Genomic DNA, 18,732 nt, shown 5'->3' with positions numbered 1-18,732 from the left:
TTAAAATATGATTGAGTTAGATATCTAACTCAGCTACACAATCTATATTAACAATTTTTCGCAAAAAGTCAAACTTTTTGAAGATTGGTACGTATCAATTTAAAATGTTCTCTCGTAAGCATTGTATCCGCTTTCCTAAAAAGCTAATCTGAAAGATTTACAAACGTGTTATAGCTAAAATATTTGTAATGAATTCGCATCGTCGAAATTTCAAAAGGGGTTCCGTCATCTAAGAAAAAGACCCCTTCCATAATGCCGACTGGTTCCGTTGGAGTTAAATCCAAAAGTCGTTGATCGTTCGTATTTGAAGGCTGGGTCTCAATTGACATAAACGACTTGGTCCCGGTATGATGCAATTCTTTGGCAAAGTAATCAAATAAAGAATGACTAACAATTTCTTTGGTTAAATCTGGTGCAATTTTAATCGGAATATAACTAGTTTCAATGATGATGCCCTGGTCGTCTAACAACCGAAGCCGCTTGATTTCATACACAAAAGCCTCGTCATGTAAAAATAAACTTTCTTTAACTTCTTGAGGGGCCGGAATTACTTTAAAATCAAGGACTTTAATCGTAGGATTATACCCTTCTTTTTTTAAATTATTGGTAATTCCTAAATTTGAACCTTCATAGCGAAAAATGGATTTATTTTTTAAATATAACGGATTAACGAACGTTCCCGCTCCCCGTTTTTTAAAAATGACCCCTTCGTCTGCCAAAATTCCCAAAGCTCGTTTAATTGAACTACGACTAACTTCCAATTCTTCGCTTAACGTCCGTTCGTCAGGCAACCGATTATTTTGAAAATTGTTTGCCCGAATTCGATCTTTTAAATTTTGCATTACTTTTTTATACACTAAATCAGCCACTGAACTAATACCTCGTTCTTCATTAATATCTAAAGTATAGCAGAATCAAAAAAAGGATTCCCAACGAATTGGAAATCCTTTTAATTATTTATTATTTAGTTGCTTCTTTTTTACCAGTCTTTTCTTCTTCAGTAAAGGCTTTGTTTGATTTGTAGATATCGTAAAGTACCCAAGCCAATAAGGCTAATACTAAGAAGTCAGTTGTGTAAGCAATCACGTTAGCTAAGTGAGTTTGGCTAGCAGTAATGTCATCTCCAAAGAATCCAGCAACGGCACTAGGCATGTTGTAAAGGTTCAAGAAGATTAAAGTTACAACTGAAATCCAACCAGCAGCTTTAATCCAAAGGGCATTTGAAAAACGTTTACCACGCATTTCAATTTCACTATTAGTAAACATCAATAGTGGAAGCATTGAGAATGGTAAGGCGAAGGCTAAGAACACTTGAGAGTTTTCCATCAAGTCATTCATTGCGGCATGTTGAGCAATCTTTGAATCACCAGCAGTCATCAATACACAAAGTAAAACTGGGATGATTGATAGTAAACGAGTTACTAAACGACGAGCCCAAAGTGGCATTCTCATGTGAATGAACCCTTCCATAACTACTTGACCAGTTAAGGTACCAGTAATGGTTGAGTTTTGACCTGATGCCAATAAGGCAACGGCAAACAAGGTTGAAAGTACACCAGTTTTAGCAAGACTAGCTAACAAACCGTTACTCATAAAGACTGGATCTTTAAGAGCTTCGTAAAGACCGAAGAATGAAGTATCTTGAACAGCACCTGATTTAAATACGGCAACTCCCATGATTAATAACAAAGCATTAACGAAGAAAGCCATCGTCAATTGGATGTTTGAATCAAGAGCTGAGAACTTAACGGCACGTGCAACATCTTCATCATCGCTATGATCAACTTTACGAGTTTGTGAGATAGCTGAGTGAAGGTACAAGTTATGAGGCATAACCGTTGCCCCGATGATTCCAAGTGAACCAGTCAATGGTGACATTCCGTGAACAACGGGAGTTTCTTTAACAGTATCAATACTTGGAACTAAACCTTTCAATACTCCCAACCAATCGGGGTTTGATAAGGCAACTTCGTAAGCGAAAACGAAGAAAATAACTAAAATCAAAGCCACAACTAAGGCTTCAATTTTTCTAAAACCAATTGATGTAAGTAAAAGTAATACTAAAACATCAAGCACGGTAATTAGTACGGCAATTACAATTGGAATACCGAACAATAGGTAAAGCGCAATGGCTCCCCCAATAACTTCGGCAATATCAGTTGCCATAATGGCTAACTCAGTTGTAATCCAAAGTACAATTCCCAAACTCTTACTAGTACGGGCACGAATTGCTTGTGCCAAGTCCATTTGTGTCACGATTCCAAGTTTAGCTGCCATGTATTGTAATAACATCGCAATCAAACTTGAAATCAAGATGATAGACATTAACATGTATTGGAAGTTTTGTCCCCCAGTGATTGATGTTGCCCAGTTACCGGGATCCATGTAACCAACTGCAACTAAGGCACCTGGTCCTGAATACATTAATAATGTTTTCCAAAATCCAATGTTCTTTGGAACTTCCACAGTACCATTAATTTCGTCTAATGATTTACCATTAGCATATTCAATTAAATGGTGCTTCTTTTTAGCTTCTGCCATCCGCAAAATCTCCTTTTCTATAAAAACCAATATTAAATTCAATTTTATTGTACATTAGATGTTGCCAAATGTCATTAGAAATTTTTAATATGTTAAAATTATCCTAAGAGGTGTTTGCAAATGTCACATAAAAAGAACAAAATCCACAAAACTTTAGTGGAACAAATTTTAGATCAACACAAAATTCCTTACCAACAAATCATCTTTCCGACCTATCAAGATGGTGATGTTGCCCAAATTAATACGGCAGATGGTGATTACCCCAAACATCAAATTTATAAAACCCTTGCCCTCACTGCTAAAGGCAAAGGACCATTAGTTGGTGTGGTTCCGTTAGATGCTCGCTTAAGCTATAAAAAACTAGCCAAGGCCTCCGGTAATAAAAAAGTCGGTATGATTCCTTTAAAGGATTTAGTGCAAGCCACAACTTACGAGCACGGTGCGAATACGCCCATTGGTATCTACGAAAAAAAGGGTTATCCCATCTACTTTGATGAAAGTGCCAAAAAACAAGGCGATATTATCGTTTCATCGGGTCAAATTGGACGCTCCGTTTTAGTAAATGCGGAAGCAATTGCTAAATTAGTTCACGGAAAATTTGCTGATATTGTCGAAACTTATGAATAAACAAAAAATCCAATCTCAGATGAGGTTGGATTTTTTGTTTATCATCTTTCATTTTCATTCAATTTCAGCTCATTCTTTTTAATAACATTCGAATTATCGAATCCAAATATATCTTCGAATAATTTCAAGTCAGTAAGATTTTCTCTTTGTGTTTCATACGGAAAAGAAATTGAAGTTAAAGATTCGTTCACATTACTCCATTCGATATTATCGTACTCTGTTCCTTGTATCTCACGAAAACTCTCTTGGGCTTCAATCCATGAAGTAAAAGCATTGTTATTTGCATTTGAAATTAGCGGTTTAAGTAAGACAGCTGTTTTTGAATTAATTTTAATAAAAACTACTTCAGTTTGATCAGTTACTTTACTCTTATATAAGTCAGGGGAAACGTACTGATTATTTGAAAAATTTGTTGAGCCCACCATTAAAAATAAAATTTCGTTATCTACCTCTACAGCAAACATTTTAGAATGATCACTATGATTATAATGATCTTTAACCTTATATTGTTGTTTAACAAGTTCATCATGTACATCATCAAAATTATATCCCTTATAAGAATTAACAAGATGAATGTCTAATAATTTTTTATAGTTGCTAAGTCCTTTAAAAGTACTGTCAATTAAAGTTTTTACAGTATCATTAACACTATTTTTATAAAGATGACCCCAACATCCTCCATAAATATAAATATCTATTTTAAAGGTAGAATTTTTTTTATATACAAATGGGATTAGTGATATAAGCATAGCATTAATATAACTCGACAAATAACCTCGATTGTAGGGAAACTTAGATTTTCTAATTAGTTGAACCACATATTTCGACAAATTAAACACTTCTTAAGTAATGTTAGTATTTTTATTTAGATATCAAAATGCTTTTTATTTTCTTCCCATTTTTTCTTCAACATAGAACGGGTATTTTCAACGAGTTTGTTTCTTTTATCCACCATTTCTTTTCTCCTTGAATAAATAACTTTTCTTTTGTTAAAAAAATCATCATCTTTTTGTTTTTTGCTAGAATCAGAACAATATATTCTTTTAAAATCGGTTAATTGGTCTAAACATAAATCATTTAATTCCTCCAATAATTGCAAAAAGGAATCATGTTCATTTTTGTTAAGTATTTTCAGTTTTATAATACTCTCTTTTTCGGAAAGTCTAAAACGTAAATCACGTGAAAAATCCATATTTTTTTGATAATTATCATCAGGAAAAGCAAAAATATTATTTATTTCATCCACAATTCCCAAATAAGAAGAAACATCATTTTCGATACCATTTAACCATGTAATTCGGTTATCAGATAATATCTTATCTTTTTGCAAATTTAGATTCTTTATTAGAGAAAAATAAGTAACTATTACCAATGCCAAAGATGTAAAAGTAGAAAAAATAGTTGGTATATAAGATATCCAATTCCCATTAATAGCTTTTACAATATTGTTAATGTCTGTTGGTGAAATATTTCCAGTTAAAAACTTCATAGACATTCTCCTATAAATTTAATATCAATTAATATTTTCCATAAATAAATTAAATTTTACCGAAAATTATAATGATGCGGTTCGTTTTTAATCACATGGCTAACGTGATCAACCGTTAACACAATAATACTTAAAATATGCGGATCGTCTAAAGTATAACTAACGTACTTTCCCTGTTTGCTAAATGAAATCAATTGGTGCTCACGTAAAATCGCTAACTGATGAGAAACCACTGACTGGGCTAAACCCAATTTATCAGCAATTTCGTTCACTGTCATAGCGTTTGATTCTAACAAATAAAGTAGTTTAACCCGCGTTGGATTACTTAATACCTTATAAATTTTAGTCGTTTCTGCTAGTAATTCATCATCAAAATCATTTTTCAAAATTTATCACCCTAAAAAAGTTTAATTAAATGTTCAATCAAACCACTGTCAAACAACACGTAAATTCCAATTAAAACATAACAAATTTTCATTAAGATTTCCCCGTGTTTTTCAATTAGGCCTTGAACAAAGTGGTTACTTTCAACTGCTTTAGCTAATAAAACAATCAATATGGTTAATCCTATCAGATATAAACTAGCTTCGCCAAAATCAAACCAACTTTTTCCAATTAAAATGGGAACAAAGATTGAAAGGACACAACCGGTACAAACTGACAAATAAGTCACAAAGACAGCGTAAATGGCAGATTTTTTACCATTTTTACCAGCAGTATCATCGTCATCATCATCTTTAAAAGCCATGTAAATTGGCAATAATCCTAAGATTCCTAAAATCCACTCGGGAAGGAATTTTTCTAAAATATCCCCCACTAAAAAGCCAACTAGTAATAAAGCGAAAACGGCCAAAGCGTAGCCAATCATGACCTTAATCAATGAGTATTGTTTCAACAGGAAAATCAACATAATAAAAAAGTCGATGTTAATTGCGATAAAAGTTAAAGTTAAAACGGAAAAATTCATTTTTGGTTCTCCTTATATATGTTATATGTTGAATATAACATATATAAGGAATAAATAAAGCAGAAACCAAAATTTCTGCTTTAAAATTTAAAAGTCTTTGTCATCCGGATTAAGCGGTTTAATCTCGTAAACCGTTGGCTTCGGCCGATTTACCACTTCCCGTTGTACTAAATAATCATCAATTTTTTTGTAAATAAAGAGTGGTGAAATTTCTTGCACAACATCACTAAACTCTAAGCCAAACCAATTAATGGGTGACGCCGTCAAGTTTTGCATGTAAATTCGTTCCCGAATCATATGCCGATCAAGCGGTTTAATGTTGCTATTAAAGGCCAAGTCATTCGGCATTTCTTTAATGATGACAAACCGAAAGTTTCCAATTTTACGCCCTTTTTCCGTCGTATATTTCGGAACTTGATTTTGTAAAATCCCCTGTTGCAATAAATTATCTACAATTTGATGTAAATAAATACTAATATGCTGGTTTTTCTTAAATCCTAGATAAAGTTGGACGTTGACCATGTTATCGGTTCCCATCATGTCAACGGTATAGTTACTTTCGTAAGGGACATCCGTTTCGTTAACCGATACAAACCAATACACTTGAGCACGTTTTGGATCTTCATCCAAAATCGAATACATTACGTTTCGTTTAATCTGATAACCATTGTGCATTTTGGTCATATACACCAAATTGGTTGCATACATCGGAATACTTTCGTCTTCACTCAAAGATTCTAGTTGATCACGATATTGCGTCACATCAATGTATTCACTTTCTTGATCATAATGTTCTCGGGCTTTGTTACCAAAGTACCATACCCACATCACATACAAAATAATCATCATGATAAAAAGCGTTACATACCCACCGTGGACAAATTTTACCATACTGGCCAAGAAGAAGACCACTTCAATTGACCCAAAGAAAAGCACGACGGGGATTGCAACTTTACGTCCATAACGGTCCTTCATGTATTCGCCTAGTAAAATGGTGGTCATTAACATTGTTACCGTAATGGCTAAACCATAAGCGGCTTCCATTTTTTCAGAACTCCCGAAGTACCAGACGACACTTAACGTAATCGCACACAAAAGCCAGTTAACCATCGGCACGTAGATTTGGCTTTTCGTATTTCCCGTGTGTTTAATAATCATCCGGGGCAATAATTTAAGCCCGATTGCTTCGGAAACTAAGGTAAATGATCCCGTAATCAAAGCTTGCGATGCAATAATCGCCGCTAGCGTCGCAATCACGGTTCCAAAAATTAACCACGAATTGGGAAGCATCCCATAAAACGGATTAATTGAAGTAAAATCTGCGGCAAACTGCTTACTTTGGTAGTGAGTGATAATCCAAGCGCCTTGCCCGAGATAGTTCAAGGTCAAAGCCGTATAAACGATGGGCCAAGTCATGCGGATGTTACCGCGACCAACGTGTCCCATATCAGAATACAAAGCTTCGGCCCCGGTCGTTGCCAAAAAGACACTCCCTAAGATAAAAATTCCGGCTTTATTGGTCGGACTAAAGAGAGTTTCTAAAGCTTTTAGCGGGTTCAAAGCCTGGATAATTTGCGGATAGCTAAAAATGTTAATGATTCCAAAAATGCCTAAAAAAACAAACCACAGCGTCATAATTGGGCCTAATAAGCGGCCAATTACAGCGGTGCCAAAATGTTGAGACATAAACACCAAGATTAAAATAACGGTCGTAATCAGTAAAACCGTGTGCTGATTGATTCCAAAATTTTGATTTTTGAGCCCTTCGACAGCAGAGGTCACCGTCACAGCGGGAGTTAGCGTTCCGTCGGCTAAAATAGAAGCTCCACCCACTAAAGCTGGAATAATCAACCACTTGGCGTTCTTTTTGACTAAGGCATACAGTGAAAAAATCCCACCCTCACCGTGGTTATCAGCGTTCATCGCTAAAATAACGTACTTAAAAGTGGTAATAATCATCAATGTCCAAAAAATTAATGAAATTGCCCCAGTTACATACGCCGGAGTCAGATTGAGTGGTGATTTGGCATCATTAATAATCGCATTCATAACGTACAGTGGCGATGTTCCAATGTCACCATACACAATTCCAATGGCAATAATCATGCCTGCAAGTGAAATTTTATTTGTATTTTTCAAGTTTTCTCCTAAATCTCTTGGTTTTCCCATTCTGCTTTAAATCGTTCCACGAATTCTTTTGCTACTTCAAAGCGATGTTGCGCAACCCGTTTTCCCGTTTCGGTATTAAACCGTTTAATCACTTCGTTCATCCGTACTTCATAGTGATTAATGGTGGCACGTGGCTTGCGATATTCAGCTTTCGTATGACTAACTTGGGTTTCGGTTGGATCATACATCGGATACTGATGTACCCCACCAAAGGAAAATAGGCGGGCAATCCCCAAGGCACCTAACGCATCGAGGCGGTCGGCATCTTGCACAATCTGCCCTTCCATTGACAAGTCATAGTGCTGTTCTAAATTGGCAGAAAACGACATGTGATCGATGATATAGAGGATCTCACCAATTTCTGCAGTTGCATAACCTAACTTAAGCAAAAATTGGCGCGTCGCTAGTTTGCGTTCTGCCGGCTGGTCTGTCAGTTTATCGTCAAACACATCATGTAAATAGGCCGTCGTTAAGACTACGTCCGCATTCGCAGTTTCATTTTGCAAAAGATACTTGGCATTATTAACCACCCGTTGCACATGATCAAAGCCGTGGCCCGTTTGATCACCCATCATCATTTGATACGCATAATTATGAATTTCATCAATTCGTTTAGTCATCAAGATCACCTTTAAAACAATCCTAGAGTTCGTTCCATTCTGATTTGAATTCTTCCACAAAGCGTTGCATGTAGACTTTCCGTTCGTAAGCAATGGTTTTAGCTGTCCGCGTATTCATTTCATCCGCAATTTTAAAGAGCTTTTCGTAAAAATGATTAATTGTAGTGCTTTCATCGCGATAATTATCCCGCGTCATTTTTCGGCGTGGTCTAATTTTGGGGTCATACATCTTATTTCCATGTACGGCACCATAGGCAAAGGTACGCGCAATTCCAATGGCCCCAATTGCATCTAAACGATCGGCATCTTGGACAATCTGTCCTTCTTTAGATAGTTCCTGATGCTCTTCTAAGTTATCCGCAAACGACATGTGTTCGATAATCGCAAAGACCTGTTCAATTTCAGCCTCAGAATAACCAAACTCAACTAATTTTTGTCGTACATCTGCTTTACGGCCAGCCACATCATCAGTTAATTTATCGTCGAAAACGTCATGCAGATAGGCCGCCGTTAACACAATTTCTCCATTAGCTGGTTCTGAGGTTAATAATTTTAACGCCATGTTAATGACCCGATCAATATGATCAAAGCCATGACCAGAGTAATCGCCTGCCATCATTTTTTGGGAATATTCCCGAACTTGAGTTAATTTTTCGTTCATAATTTCGTACCCTTTTCATTGATTTATTTAACCTTCATTTTAGGCCACAAAAAAGCATCCGTAAACCGTACGGATGCTTTTTTAAACTTTATTTTTTCCCAATAAAAGGAATTTTCCAGTTGTACTTACCACAAAGTTTAATCATGGCTGGAACAAAAATCAAACGAACTAGGAAAGCATCGAAGAAGACTCCAAAGGCTAACACAATTCCAATTGATTTAATGGTTGGATCAGTCTGGATAATGAAACTTCCAAAGACTGCAATCATGATAATTGCAGCTGTAACAATTACCGGACCACTTTTCTTCAACCCAATTCGAACCGCTTGATTGTTATCACCGGTCTTTTGGTATTCTTCATGAATTCGTGAAACCATGAAAACTTCATAATCCATAGATAGACCAAACAGAATTCCGATGGCAATCACGGGCAAGAATGCTAAGACGGGTGCACTAGTTTGAATGTTTAAAAGTGAATTCATGAAACCATCTTGAACCACTAAGGTCGTCAAACCAAAAGCGGCCATTAACGACATACCGAAACCAACCATCGCAAACAACGGAATCAAGACTGAGCGGAAAACCACCATTAATAGAATAAAGGCTAACAACATCACTAACCCAACTAATTCAGGAATAGCAGCATTTAATTTCTTAGAAATATCGATGTTAACGGCATTTGAGCCAGTTAAGATAATCTTAGTGTGGTCACGATGTTGATATTGTTTACTCAAAGTATTGATGTGGTTAGCAAGTTCTTCCGTTTTAGCTGATTGAGAACCAGTCTTTGGTACCACAATAAACATTGCATATTTGCCATCTTGACTAATTTGGACTGGTGAAAGTACTTCTTTAGCTAACTTGGCCTTAGTTTGGGCTTGATAATCAGCTGTGGCTTTTTTCACTACTGCTTGTTGTTGAGCAGCATCCATCGTTGGATTTTTTGTCATCGCCGTCATGACTTGTTGTTTAACATAGGCTTCCCCTTGTTCCTTAGTTTGGGCTTGGAAAGTAGGGGTTTGATATGATTTTAATTTAGCTTCATCAGGTAAACCAACTAAATTATGCACATTTTTCATATGACTCACTTTATCAACAATCTGATTAGCCATTTTTTGTTTCTCAGCAGTTGAGGCATGTTGATTAAGTTTAATGACCCCAATCAACTGTGAATTAACGCCATCACCAAATTTATCAGTTAACATGTCATAGGCTTGACGTTTCGTGTTATTTTGCGCTAATTGACCATCAAAGGGCATTCCAAGTCGCATATGGGTTGCCGGAGTTGCAAAACCCGCTAACACGATTACTGCTAGCAAAATTGAAAGGACTGGATGACCAATAATCGTTTTGGTAAATAAGTTATCTTTTTTCGCTTTACCTGGTTTATCATCACGGCTAGGCGTTATAAACCGACTTCCTAGTGAAATTAAGGCAGGCAATAAAGTAAGTGCTGAAAGAATCGCAAAGAACACACTAACTGCTGCGGCAAGTCCCATTTGGGTTAAGAAAGCAATGCCAACCACGCTCAAACCAGCAACTGCAATCATAACCGTTACTCCAGCAAACAAGACGGAAGCTCCAGCACTTTCAAGTGTAGCACCCATAGCTACGGCTTTACTGTCCGTTTTACCCAATTCATTCCGATAACGATGAACAATGAATAAAGCGTAATCAATTCCAACTGCCAAACTAAGCATAATAGATAAAGTTTTAGCAACGTCGGTCACAGCGAAAAAGTTAGTGCCAATTACAATCGTTAATAATCCAGTTATTAATCCAACAATGGCACTCACAATTGGGAGTCCCGCTGAAACAAATGAACGGAAAAGAATTAGCAAGAGGATAAAGCCGATTGCAATTCCAATAATTTCTGATGTAGCACCTAATTCAATCTTGCTAACATTAACCGTTCCGTCGTAAGCCACCTTCATGTGATCATTTTTAAGCTGATTAAATTGCTTTTCAATATCATTAATCGCACTGTCGGGAACTAAACGAGCCCCTTTTTTAAAGGTAATGTTAATGTAAGCAGTCGTTTTATCTTTACTAACTGTTTGGGTTTCGTAAGGATTTTGAACGCTTTTAATTCCATCTCGGTGCTTAATAGCATTAATTTTCTTTTCGAGCTGAGCTTGCGATTTAGCAGAAGTTAAATCACCATGTGGCTCTTGGACAACCACCTTCATGGTTCCTACACTTAAATCCTGATGAAATTCCTTTTTAATTGTACTTTGAATATCTGTCGATGGAATCCCAGAAATCTTCAAATTTTGATTAAAATTAGCTCCCATGCTTCCAGCAAATCCAATAATTGCTCCAAGCATTACTACCCAGGCTAAAATGGTTTTCCATTTATTCTTGAAAATCCATTGTCCGAGTTGATTTAAAAATTTTTTCATTTTTTATCCCCCTTTTTAAACTGTATGTTTCTAATCATAATAAAAAAAGTAAAAAAATAAATGGATAAATATGTTACAATGCACATTAAATCAACACTGCAAAGGAAGTGTCTATAAATGACCGATCTAAGAAAAGAAAGAACTAATTTATTGATTCTTAGTAGCTTCAATCAATTACTCACGGAAAAACCATTTACTAAAATCACTGTTGCTGAAATTGTTAAGCGAGCCATGATCCATCGCAATACTTTTTATCAACACTTCGAAGATAAATACGATTTATTAAAAAAATACATTGAAAGAATGGTTAATGAGTTTGACTTTACTAAGGCTAATTTTAAAGAAAAACCATTCTTCGCGATTCATCAATTGTTTTTAGAAAATCATCTAGCAGTCGTTAATCGACAAGAAAATGATGCTAATTTTCGTGAAACGGTCAGTCATGCCTTTTTAAATTCGATTATCAAAAAAGCTCAAACCGAAGAAATTTTTTGGATAATCGGTAAAGTCGTCGCTATTTTTGTGTGGAATGAAAGTAATGGAAATCCTTATGACATGTTGCACGATTACCAAAAACTTGATCAATTTTTCCAAAGAGATACTTTTAAAGTTTAAAAAACTAAAAAATCATAATTCCAGCGTTGAACTGGAATTATGATTTTTTGATTACTTGAATTAAATGAAAGCTAAAATTTCCATTAGAATTGGAACAACTACCACAAACAAAACGGTACTAGTAACTACCACGTTAGTTGCATAAGCAACATCACCATGCGCACGACCAACTAAAATTGGAAGGACTGCTAAACCAGGTGCAGCTGCTTGAATCACAAAGGTACTGGTTTCCATAGTTGGAATCTTTGCACCCGTGTGCATAAAGAACATTAAAACAGAAAGCATAATGGCTGGTGCAATCACAAATCTAGCAATTAAAGCAAGCACTGAATCGCGGTCAAAGTGAATTGATTTCAATCCAGCATCCGCTAAAATAATTCCAATATAGATTAATGACAACGGCGTAACTAATCCCCCGACCATTTCAAAAGTATTTCCTAACATTGGAAAGCCTTGGGGTTGCACGATAAAGGTAATTGGTAAACCTAAAACTAGCCAGACCAAGGCTACAATGAACCCGATTAAGGGAGCTGGTAATAATTTTTTCCAATTAAAACTTTCACCACTTTTTTCCCCCTTAGTCTTCGTAGGATCATCGGCCGAGATGAAGAAGATTCCAATGGCCCAAGTGGAAATTGTGTTCATCAAGTAGTAAATCAAGAAAAATGGTAAAGCTTGATCACCAAAAAGAGCCAAATTTAATGGCATTCCAATAAAAATCGTATTGGCATTGACTGCCATATTAATAAAGGTTCCACGACGCCCTTTTCTAATTTTGAAAACTTTAACTAAGGTAATGGCAATTACATATCCAAGGAAGAAGCTCAAAAATACATAGAGTAGACTACTTGATAAACTAATTAATTTATTTCGGTTTAATTTGGTTACCACTGACATAAAAATCGAAACTGGTAACGCAATGTTCATAATAATGAAAGAAATGTTGCCTTTAAACGTATCACCAAGGCGGCCCGAATTCCGCAGCCAAAAACCTAAAGCAATCACTAAAACAATTTCTCCCACGCTTGATAGTGAGGTTAAGAATGCTGTCATCTAAAATTTATCTCCTAATTTTTCTATAAAAACAAAAAACGTCCGTATGTAACTACGAACGATTTTTGCATAACCTTAAACTTATTTAACTTCTTTGTAAACTGGGTACCATTTTTCTGCTTCAACTGCAGCTTTAACGTCGGTAATCGTTTCACGAGTAATACCTTCGTCAACAGCAGTTTGGGCAACAGAGTTAGCAACTGTTTGTGAGAATTCAGTTAATTGGTCAACTGGTGGCAAGATTGCAGCACCTGGTTGACTTGGATCAACAATTCCACCCAATGAGTGAGCAGCAGCTGAAATCATCTTGTCACTTAACTTAGTAGCAGTGGCAGCAATTGCACCTAAACCGATACCAGGGTAAACAAGCGCATTGTTAGCTTGACCGATTTCGTAAGTAACCCCGTTGTATTCAACCGGAGCACTTGGAACACCAGTAGCAACTAAAGCACGACCATCTGACCACTTAATTACATCAGCAGCAGTAGCTTCAGCTAATTTAGTTGGGTTTGAGATTGGCATTACGATTGGGCGTTTAGTGTGAGCAGCCATTTCTTTAATGACGTCTTCAGTGAAAGCACCGTGAACAGTTGAAGTACCAACCATGATTGTTGGGTGAACTGCTTTAACAACTGAAAGTAAATCAGTTAAGTCTTCTGAATTTTCAAATTCTGAACGACTTCTAGCAAATTCTTTTTGACCAGGAGTTAAGTCAGGCATGTCGTCGAATAATAGACCTTGTTTATCAACCATGTAGAAACGTTTTTTAGCTTCTGCTTCTGATAAACCTTCTTGAACCATTTCTTCAGCAACCCGTTGTGCAATCCCAACACCGGCAGTACCAGCACCGAAACAAAGATATTTTTGGTCAACCATTTTTTCGCCAGAAATGTTAAGTCCACCTAAAACTCCAGCTAATACGATAATTCCAGTACCTTGAATATCATCATTAAATACTAAGTACTTGTCTTTGTATTTGTCTAAGATGTTGGCAGCGTTAGCACGACCAAAGTCTTCAAAGTGAAGGTAAAGGTTAGGGAATAAATCTTCGGCTTCAGTCACAAATTTGTCAACGAAGTCGTAGTATTTTTCTGAGTAATCACGTTCTTGACCAAGTCCCAAGTATAATGGGTCTTCAAGTAATTCTTTTCTAGTAGTACCAGCATCAATCACAACGGGAAGGACTTCTGAAGGATCAATTCCAGCAGCAGCACTATAAACCATTAACTTACCAACTGGGATATCAATTCCTTGAGTTCCCCAGTCACCAATTCCAAGAATTCCTTCCCCATCAGTTACAACTAATAACTTGATGTTACGGCCTTCAGCGGCATTGATTAAGCTTTGACGGATGGTTTCTTGATCATCTTGATTGATTGATAAGAAAGCAGCGTTTTGTGGGTTTACGTACATCCGGCTGTAGTTTTCAATTGAGTCAGCGATGGTTGGATCGTAAACGATTGGCATGAATTCACTAACGTGTTCAGCAAAAGTTGCGTAGAAAAGCACGCGGTTTTCGTTGAAAATACTCATTAAGTAAACTCGTTTTTCTAAATCATTGCTCTTAGTTAAGTATTCTTTATATACTCGAGCAGTTTGTTGTTCCAAAGTTTGTACTCGTGGAGGTAACATTCCTTGGAGGTTTAAGGTCTTACGTTCTTCTTCAGTAAATGCAGTTCCCTTGTTTAAAAAGGGATTGTTTACAATTTCTTGTCCTCTTGACATAAATAAGACTCCTTTTTGTAGTATTATTGATTAATAAACTACCTGTATATTAATTCACAGAGAAAATAATTGTCAAATACCCAATTTACATAAATAGCATTTATATGAGGTGATTCTATCAAATTACAAGACTTAATCTACTTTAATAAACTGGTTGAACTCAAGAGTTACACGACGGTCTCAGAATATTTTGGGGTTAGTCAACCCACCATTTCGATGGCCATTCAACGCCTCGAAAAAGAGTTCAACGTTGAACTTATTAACCGAAATCAAGCCCATCACAAGATTAAAATCAGTCCCCACGGTAAAATTTTACATAAACACACGGAAATTATTAATCGAGAAGTCGAAGAATTAAAGGAAAATATGCACCATAATTTTAAGGAACCGATCCGCTTTGGTCTTCCGCCAATTATTGGAAACTATTATTTCCCAAGCTTAGCTCTCGAACTTAGTCAGGCTAACATCTTGGATGATTTAGATAATATCGAAGCTGGTTCTGGTCGTTTACTTGATCAACTTCGTTCAGGTGAAATTGACATTGCCTTACTTGGTTCCAATGAACCGATTCAAAGTCATGCCATCAAGTCAAAATTACTAACGAAGAGTAACTTTAAAATCATCGTTTCCCCTGCTTCACCATTGGCTAAATTAGCTAAGGTTAAAGTTAAAGATTTGAACAACGCTAATTTTATCTCCCTGTCTGATGACTTCATTCATCACAATACTTTCAATAAACTTTGTAACGAACACAGTATCAAAGTTCATGTCCGTTACCGCACGCAAGACGTGGAGCTCTTAAAGCAGTTAGTTTCCGAAAATATTGGAATTTCTTTTCTAACGGAACAAGCAATTAATCCCAAAGATAACCTAATTGCCATTCCGATTGATGATGACGATTTAGATCAATTCTACGTGTCCCTTACCTATCGGAAAACCCACGTTCTATCACCCAAAGAACATCAATTAATCGAAGTTTCAACTAATTCCATTGCAAAATAAAAAGCACATCGCCTTTTGACGATGTGCTTTTCTGATTGCTTAAACTTCTTTATCTGTTTCGGTTTCCACGCCCACACCATCGTATTCTTCAAGAATCATCTTCTTAAGATCAGCGAAAAGTGGTTCTTTAGGGTTAGCAGTTGTACATTGGTCAGCGTAAGCTAATTCAGCTAAGTGAGTTGCAGCGGCTTCTAAGTCAGCTTTGTTAACTCCTTGAGCCTTCAAGCTTAAAGTTACTCCAACTGAGTGAGCTAATTCGATAAACTTGTGAACCAAAGCTTCTTTGAGTTCTTCGTTAGTTGAACCTGGTAAGCCAAGGTAACGAGCAATTTCGGCATAGTCTTGATCAGCCCGGAATGATTCGTACTTAGGCCAAGTAGCAATCTTCTTAGGTTTTTCAAAGTTGTAACGAATTACATGTGGCAAGGTAATTGCAATTGCGATACCGTGAGTAATTCCAAATTGTCCTCCGAGTTTGTGGGCAATTGAGTGCGTAATTCCTAAGAAGGCATTGGCAAAGGCCATTCCGGCAATCGTTGAAGCAGTGTGCATCTTGTCACGAGCTTCCATGTTGCCATTGTAAGAATCAGTCAAGTTTTCAAAAATCATCTTGATGGCTTGTAATGACAATGGACGAGTGTAATCAGATGCCATAACTGAGACGTATGATTCAATGGCATGAGTCAAGGCATCAAGTCCTGATGCAGCAATGGTTTGCTTTGGTACCGTAGCCACGAATTGAGGGTCAATGATGGCAACATCAGGGGTCAAAGCGTAATCAGCTAATGGGTACTTGATGTGTAATTTAGAATCAGTAATAACTGAGAATGGAGTTACTTCTGATCCAGTACCTGAAGTACTTGGGATAGCTACCATTTGTGATTTACTTGGTTTTTCAAAGCGGTAAGCCCGTTTTCTGATATCCAAGAATTTTTGTTTTGCACCGAAGAAATCAGTTTCTGGGTTTTCGTAAATTAACCACATCATCTTAGCGGCATCAAGTGGTGAACCACCACCTAAAGCAATGATGGTATCTGGTTTAAAGCCACGCATTTGCACAACCCCTGCGTTAACTGTATCAGTCGTTGGTTCGTCGTGAATATCATCAAAGATGTAGTATTGCACGCCATCGGGACGAGCATTTAATTCATCTAAAACTTTGTCAACGTAGTGGTATTTAACCATTGAAGGGCTAGTAACGATGAAGGCCTTCTTGATGTTTGGCATGTCTTTAAGGTAACGAACTGAATTCTTTTCGAAGTAAATCTTAGGTAATTTAATCCATTGCATATTATTTCTTCTCTTTGCGATTGTCTTAATGTTCAATAAGTCGTAGTCAGTAACGTTATGTGAGATGGAGTTGTTACCCCATGATCCAGTCCCTAACGTTAGTGAAGGAGTCATGTTGTTGTAAAGGTTACCAACTCCACCTAAACCAGCTGGTGAGTTAACCAAGACCCGTGATGCTTTAACGGCCACCCCGAAGTCAACGGCTAATTGGTCATCTCTAGTTTGGATTGCAGCCGTATGACCTAAACCACCATAGTTCAATAATTTAGCAACAATTTCAAAGGCATCTTTGTGATCTTTTGATTTGTAAACTGAAATTACCGGAGAAAGTTTTTCACCAGACATTGGGTATTTAGGACCAATTCCAGTCATTTCAACGGCAAGAACTTGGGTGTCCTTAGGAATCTTAATGCCAGCCATATCAGCAATTTGTTGAGCAGTTGCTCCAGCGATTGGGCCTTTCACGCTCAAACGAGTGCTGTCAAACATGGCATCCGTTAATTTTTGTTTTTCATTGTCAGGAATAAAGTAAACCCGGTTAAGGGAAAGTTGTTCTTTAACATCATCATAGATAGAAGCATCAATGACCGCACTGTTTTCAGTGGCACAAATCATCCCGTTATCAAAAGTTTTTGATAAAACTAAATCATTAACGGCACGTGGGATGTTAGCTGTTTCTTCAATATAAACAGGACCATTACCAGGACCAACACCTAAGGCTGGTTTACCAGTTGAGTAGGCAGCTTTAACTAGTCCAGGACCCCCAGTTGCTAAGGTACATGCAACACCAGGGTTTTGAATCAAAGCGTTCGTTGCTTCACGGCTTGGTTCAGTAATCCATTGAATGGCGTCTTTAGGAGCACCAGCAGCAATCGCAGCATCACGCATAATTTGAGCAGCTTTAATTGATGATTGAAGTGCTTGAGGATGCAAACTAAAGATAATTGCATTTCTCGTTTTCATAGAAATAATTGATTTGAATAAAGTCGTTGAAGTTGGGTTAGTTACGGGAGTAATTCCAGCTAACACACCTAGTGGTTCAGCAACTTTGATTAAGTCTTCTTCTGAGTTTTCCTCAATGACACCAACGGTCTTGTCATTGCGAATGTTATTCCAAATTTCTTCAGTAGCAAATAAGTTTTTAATTGCTTTATCTTCGGCGACTCCACGACCAGTTTCTTTAAAGGCCATTTCACCGAGCATTTGATGTGCATTTACTCCGGCAATTACCATTGCGTGAGTAATGTGATCAACTTTTTCTTGATCAAAATTACTCATTTCGTCTAAGGCAACATGTGCTTTGGCAACCATATCATCGATATTTTTCTTGATTGCTTCAACATTTGGTTGTTTCTTTTCTACCATCTTAATCACCCTCCGGTTCATAAACGTTTAATTGTTATTCATTTCACAAGTTCATAATATCACACTCTTTTTAATTTGCCAAACATTTGTTTCAAAAACTTTATAAATGCTGTTTTAATGGGATATTAAAGATATTTATATCCATTATAAAGCCATTGTTCAAAACGTAACATAATCAAACAATAAAACAGCCAACTTCTGTTTTTA

Annotated in this window: 16 protein-coding genes; 3 read left to right on the top strand and 13 right to left on the bottom strand. The window is 36.7% G+C overall.

Annotated elements, in window-relative coordinates; translation table 11 throughout:
• Nucleotides 1-143: 143 nt before the first annotated feature.
• Together ACEPSS_RS03495 and ACEPSS_RS03490 are read right to left on the bottom strand one after the other, a co-directional pair.
• Nucleotides 144-869, bottom strand: coding sequence for a GntR family transcriptional regulator (locus ACEPSS_RS03495; RefSeq protein ID WP_395320227.1), 726 nt, complete (start codon nt 867-869; stop codon nt 144-146).
• Nucleotides 870-960: 91 nt separating this feature from the next.
• On the bottom strand, nt 961-2,541 hold the full coding sequence (locus ACEPSS_RS03490) for an Nramp family divalent metal transporter (protein ID WP_395320226.1): 1,581 nt from the start codon (nt 2,539-2,541) through the stop codon (nt 961-963).
• Nucleotides 2,542-2,661: 120 nt separating this feature from the next.
• Here ACEPSS_RS03490 and ACEPSS_RS03485 point away from each other — a divergent pair, with 120 nt between their 5' ends.
• Nucleotides 2,662-3,168 (top strand): aminoacyl-tRNA deacylase, encoded by a 507-nt coding sequence (locus ACEPSS_RS03485; protein ID WP_395320224.1) that lies wholly within the window; start codon nt 2,662-2,664, stop codon nt 3,166-3,168.
• A gap of 41 nt (nt 3,169-3,209) precedes the next feature.
• Here the strand turns inward: ACEPSS_RS03485 and ACEPSS_RS03480 are convergent, their stop codons facing one another.
• The 8 genes from ACEPSS_RS03480 to ACEPSS_RS03445 form a co-directional block, all read right to left on the bottom strand.
• Entirely contained in the window at nt 3,210-3,998 is a 789-nt protein-coding gene (locus ACEPSS_RS03480; protein ID WP_395320222.1) for a hypothetical protein, read from the bottom strand.
• Nucleotides 3,999-4,033: 35 nt separating this feature from the next.
• On the bottom strand, nt 4,034-4,657 hold the full coding sequence (locus tag ACEPSS_RS03475; protein ID WP_395320220.1) for a hypothetical protein: 624 nt from the start codon (nt 4,655-4,657) through the stop codon (nt 4,034-4,036).
• Nucleotides 4,658-4,713: 56 nt separating this feature from the next.
• Entirely contained in the window at nt 4,714-5,043 is a 330-nt protein-coding gene (locus tag ACEPSS_RS03470) for an ArsR/SmtB family transcription factor (protein WP_395320218.1), read from the bottom strand.
• 11 nt (nt 5,044-5,054) lie between these two features.
• Nucleotides 5,055-5,624, bottom strand: coding sequence for a cadmium resistance transporter (locus ACEPSS_RS03465; RefSeq protein ID WP_395320216.1), 570 nt, complete (start codon nt 5,622-5,624; stop codon nt 5,055-5,057).
• A gap of 87 nt (nt 5,625-5,711) precedes the next feature.
• On the bottom strand, nt 5,712-7,730 hold the full coding sequence (locus ACEPSS_RS03460; RefSeq protein ID WP_395320474.1) for a KUP/HAK/KT family potassium transporter: 2,019 nt from the start codon (nt 7,728-7,730) through the stop codon (nt 5,712-5,714).
• A 41-nt stretch (nt 7,731-7,771) separates the two neighbouring features.
• Entirely contained in the window at nt 7,772-8,413 is a 642-nt protein-coding gene (locus ACEPSS_RS03455; RefSeq protein WP_395320214.1) for an HD domain-containing protein, read from the bottom strand.
• Nucleotides 8,414-8,435: 22 nt separating this feature from the next.
• On the bottom strand, nt 8,436-9,074 hold the full coding sequence (locus ACEPSS_RS03450) for an HD domain-containing protein (protein WP_395320212.1): 639 nt from the start codon (nt 9,072-9,074) through the stop codon (nt 8,436-8,438).
• Nucleotides 9,075-9,162: 88 nt separating this feature from the next.
• Nucleotides 9,163-11,475, bottom strand: coding sequence for an MMPL family transporter (locus ACEPSS_RS03445; RefSeq protein ID WP_395320210.1), 2,313 nt, complete (start codon nt 11,473-11,475; stop codon nt 9,163-9,165).
• A gap of 117 nt (nt 11,476-11,592) precedes the next feature.
• On the opposite strand from ACEPSS_RS03445, the gene ACEPSS_RS03440 reads away from it, so the two are divergent.
• Nucleotides 11,593-12,090 carry a TetR/AcrR family transcriptional regulator gene (locus ACEPSS_RS03440; protein WP_395320208.1) on the top strand — a complete coding sequence of 166 codons (498 nt, stop codon included), beginning with the start codon at nt 11,593-11,595 and terminating at the stop codon, nt 12,088-12,090.
• 60 nt (nt 12,091-12,150) lie between these two features.
• On the opposite strand, the gene ACEPSS_RS03435 is transcribed toward ACEPSS_RS03440, so the two are convergent.
• Together ACEPSS_RS03435 and ACEPSS_RS03430 are read right to left on the bottom strand one after the other, a co-directional pair.
• Nucleotides 12,151-13,143 (bottom strand): AEC family transporter, encoded by a 993-nt coding sequence (locus tag ACEPSS_RS03435; RefSeq protein WP_395320206.1) that lies wholly within the window; start codon nt 13,141-13,143, stop codon nt 12,151-12,153.
• A gap of 81 nt (nt 13,144-13,224) precedes the next feature.
• Complete coding sequence (locus ACEPSS_RS03430) at nt 13,225-14,868, bottom strand: malolactic enzyme (RefSeq protein WP_395320204.1); 1,644 nt, start codon at nt 14,866-14,868, stop codon at nt 13,225-13,227.
• A 117-nt stretch (nt 14,869-14,985) separates the two neighbouring features.
• Between ACEPSS_RS03430 and ACEPSS_RS03425 the strand changes: the two genes are divergently transcribed.
• Complete coding sequence (locus ACEPSS_RS03425; RefSeq protein WP_395320472.1) at nt 14,986-15,870, top strand: LysR family transcriptional regulator; 885 nt, start codon at nt 14,986-14,988, stop codon at nt 15,868-15,870.
• 39 nt (nt 15,871-15,909) lie between these two features.
• On the opposite strand, the gene adhE is transcribed toward ACEPSS_RS03425, so the two are convergent.
• Complete coding sequence (gene adhE, locus ACEPSS_RS03420) at nt 15,910-18,525, bottom strand: bifunctional acetaldehyde-CoA/alcohol dehydrogenase (protein ID WP_395320202.1); 2,616 nt, start codon at nt 18,523-18,525, stop codon at nt 15,910-15,912.
• Nucleotides 18,526-18,732: the final 207 nt, after the last annotated feature.

It is taken from the genome of Fructilactobacillus frigidiflavus, assembly GCF_044054575.1.
GTDB classification, from domain to species: domain Bacteria; phylum Bacillota; class Bacilli; order Lactobacillales; family Lactobacillaceae; genus Fructilactobacillus; species Fructilactobacillus frigidiflavus.
Note: the sequence above shows the minus strand (reverse complement) of the source record. Positions and strands in the feature narration are given on the sequence as shown.